The following is a 3357-nucleotide window of genomic DNA, read 5'->3' as shown; positions in this document are numbered from 1 at the left end:
CAGGGCCGCAGCATTCTCGTGTTCTTCCAGTACTTCAGAGTCAACGCGTGCACTCATAAATGCGGCATCTAGCGCATCCTCATACGCACGGATGGCATTCATGGAGGCAGAACGGCTTGTTGCGGAAAGTTCTTTCCCTTCACGAAGTCGCGAAAGTGCGGACTGCAAATAGGAGCGAGACGTCGTGAGGGCCTGGGCTTGCAAGCCTGCAACCAAACGGTTGATGCCCAGGGGAAAGATCAACAACGTAAACACAGCGGCAACTGAAGCACCCAAAAGAATGTCTTCGACACGAAGGAACTCGATGCCTTTGTGTGGTGGCCATTCCAGAACAGAGAGATTGATCAGAGCAAAAGGCGTGTATGTCATTTGCGCAAAGAACATGTCTTTGCTCTGCATTTGTTTTGCCAAGAAAGCAAAAACAGGAAGAGCAATCACGAAGACGAAATAAGGCAATTGGAACACGATGATCACGCCTGCAAGCACAACGCCAGCAATGGCGCCGCAAACGATCTTGAGCATGGCTTTTGTTCCAGAGGTCGCAGTGAAGGTCACTTGTGTCACACTCAATGCGGCCAAGATTACCCAGACACCGTGCTCAAGCCCCACCAAACGGACAATCAGAACGCTAGCTGCGGTTCCCAAACCTGTTCGCAGAGCATTGTGCAACCACAACGAATTCCAGCGCAGGTTGGCGCGAAGAATGGCCAGAGGATTTTCATCAGGCATACTGCCCACATCCGGCGTGGGCGCTGTTATTCCTCGTGATTGTGCAGCTCTGAAAAGCTGCGCCATGGCACTGATAGATAACAAACGCACTGGATAGTGTGCCCTAACAACCTCAACGGGCTGATCAGCCAATGAATCTAGATCCGACTGTCGTTGACGGGGAACATTAGGAAGTTGTTGGTTAACCTTTTCTCCCAGAACGAGATCTGCGGCAGCAAGATAGGCAGCCTGAGACTCCGCAGCAAGAGTGCTGCCGTCTGCGGCATGCAAGGGCAAGATCTTGTTTGCCACGGGCATACTCCACCGGGCACCGGCCACCATGCTGGCGAGAGCGCGCTGGGAACGACCCACAGCACCAGGGCGTGAGTACGAGCCTGTTACCTGGCTAATCAATGCATTACGGCATTGCATCAACTCATCAACTGCAGGCTGGAGAGGTTGGCGTGTAGCTGCTGCACCGGCCAGGTTCGCAGCAGCCTTCAACCACTCAGCCAGAGCTCTACGCACAACTCCTGTTCGGTAGTGAGGCAACAACGCCAATGCAGCGATGATCGAGACAGCACTACCAATCAGCCACCCACCCAGAAGTGAAGGCATGTCTGTCATTGTTGCCGGAATCATCAGCGGTAAGAAAAACGCTCCCTGCAACCCCACAGCTGAGCGCGCAACATATCCTCGCAATACCCGCGCATAGGCAAATAGTGATGACACAACTAACGCAGCCGTGACGGCCAACCACAGCGGTTGAGCACACAGCACTCCAATGACTACTGCACCTGCACCCACAAGAGTGGCAATGCCATGGCCAGTGAAACGTTCCCGTGCATCACCATCAAAATCAAGGAAATACAGGTGGATTGCTACCGCAAAAGAGCCGAGCAGTGCTGCAGGAGTTGATCCAAACAAGAAGTGGACAATGGCATCCACAACCACAACCGTGATGGCAAACCGCAGAGATGAACGGAACAGAGCGTTCTGAACTACCTTCTGGATTTGATTCAGGATCATAAGAAATTACTTGGCAGAAGCTGGAGCTACTGCAGCATCTTCCGTGTGGTACTCATCAAAGAGTTCGAGTGACTTTTCTTTGCCGGGGAATGCAACAAATACCAGCGCTGCGCCAATGAACACCAGCACGAAACCCACCGCATAGGCAAGGGCAGAGCCATGAATAAAGCTGAATTTGGCTGCTTCTTCAATAGCGCTTTGATAAGTGGGGTATCTGGCCCCCAGAGCAGTGGCACTGGAGAAGGACTGCGTCAATGCTGACTGGGTCTGCGCACTTACAAGTGATGCGTCAGGAGAAGCGGTCACTTGCTTGGCAAATTCTGCGGCGTATCCAAGAGTTAGTGCTGTTCCCAGAACTGCTTGCAGAATCGAACCACCCAGGTCACGCTGCAGGTCTGAGGTGCCCGAGGCCATACCGACCTTCGAGACAGGTACAGAACCAGTCAGTGAACGTGCAGCCGGAGTCAAAGCAAAACCAGTACCAGTTCCCATCAAGAGATACGCGAGACCGATAACCACATACGGAGCACCTTCACGCCAGGTGAAGAACATCAACAAGAACGCAGGCAAGATGAATGCGTATCCCAGCAACATGGTGAAACGCGAACCCTTAGAGGTCACCAACTTGGCCGATTGTGGAGCAACCAGAATCATGCCGACGGCGGCAGGAAGAATGGCGACACCTGCCTCAAGAGTCGAGTACTGCATGACGTTCTGCATGAACTGCTGACCCACAAACATGGCACCCGCCAAGGAGCCCAGCACGATCATGCCAGCAATGGCAGGAACCCAGAACAGACGACGCTTGGCGTAGTTGAGGTCATAGAGCGGGTACTTCGCAGTGCGCTGACGCCAGACGAACAACAGAATCAGGACAATCGAGCCACCCATCAACGCCAGAGCTTCGGTGAACTTATCTGGTGAAGAAACCATGCCAATGCCCAGAACCAGCGAAGCAATCATGAAGACAGAAAGTATGCCGCCAAGGTGATCAACCTTGTCCTTGGATTCTTCAACGTGTGCAGGCACAAACAGGAAGATCATGATGAAGGCTGCGATAGCTGCAGGCACCACGATCAAGAAGACAGAACCCCACCACAGCTTTTCAAGGAACAAACCAGCAAGGAATGGACCAAGGACTGCTGAGCCACCGCTGACAGAAGACCACAGTGCGATGGCTTTGGTGCGCTTGGCGCCTTCTGACCAGAGCGCTGTCACCAGTGCAAGGGTGGTGGGATAGGCCATACCTGCTGCAAGACCGGTCAGAAGTCGACCAATGGCAAGAATTTCCACGCTGGGAGCAAAGGCACACAAGAAGGCAGCAGGAACAGTAATGACCATGCCCGAGAGCAACATCATCTTGCGGCCGTAACGGTCACCGATAGCTCCGAAGTAGAGCACGGACATGGCCAGACCTAGGGTGCAGCCCACGGCTACGAGAGTGAGTGCCGTCTGAGAAGCATCGAATGCCTTGCCGATGTCAGGCAATGCCACATTGGCTACAGAGAGGTTAATGTTGCAGACGAATGCGCCCAGGATGAGCGACGCGAGAACTAAACCAGCTCGCTTGGGAACACCAGTTTCAACAGTGTTGTCTTGGGCCATCAGGGTCAATCGCTT

The 3357-nt window shown here is 53.4% G+C and carries 2 protein-coding genes; both read right to left on the bottom strand.

Annotation, left to right across the window (positions count from 1 at the left end; translation table 11 throughout):
• A partial coding sequence (locus RR877_RS10115) for an FUSC family protein (RefSeq protein WP_332628137.1) occupies positions 1–1737 on the bottom strand: 1737 nt, incomplete at its 3' end.
• Between the two features lie 6 nt (positions 1738–1743).
• Positions 1744–3357 (bottom strand): MFS transporter (locus tag RR877_RS10110; RefSeq protein ID WP_332628136.1); only part of this gene is annotated, 1614 nt, incomplete at its 5' end.

Source organism: Aurantimicrobium sp., from assembly GCF_036667855.1.
Taxonomy (GTDB): Bacteria; Actinomycetota; Actinomycetes; order Actinomycetales; family Microbacteriaceae; genus Aurantimicrobium.
Note: the sequence above shows the minus strand (reverse complement) of the source record. Positions and strands in the feature narration are given on the sequence as shown.